The organism is Jeotgalibacillus marinus (assembly GCF_040801915.1).
Lineage (GTDB): Bacteria > Bacillota > Bacilli > Bacillales > Jeotgalibacillaceae > Jeotgalibacillus > Jeotgalibacillus marinus.
The window spans coordinates 1-215 of the sequence record NZ_JBFMIA010000377.1; the positions used below are offsets into that span (position 1 = coordinate 1).

A 215-nucleotide genomic window follows, 5' to 3' on the forward strand; every position below is an offset into this window, starting at 1 on the left:
GTTATTAACAGCATACGTCATTTTTTCTAGCACATTGCGTCCTATTGTTGTTTGAAGCACAAGAAAAGCAAACGTTAATTGAATGGCAAGACCAACGAACACAGGTCTCCACCTAATGTTGCGTTTATTATTTGAAAAGGCAAAGGCAACGATCAATATTGTGACAATTCCCGCTAGCCCCCATAAAATGTTTAACATCGTGTACATCTCCAATC

At 38.6% G+C, this 215-nt stretch carries 1 protein-coding gene; it reads right to left on the bottom strand.

Annotated elements, in window-relative coordinates; translation table 11 throughout:
- Positions 1-198, bottom strand: a 198-nt coding sequence (locus tag AB1471_RS18230; protein WP_367781119.1) for a Na+ dependent nucleoside transporter N-terminal domain-containing protein, incomplete at its 3' end; no start/stop codon positions are given.
- Positions 199-215: the final 17 nt, after the last annotated feature.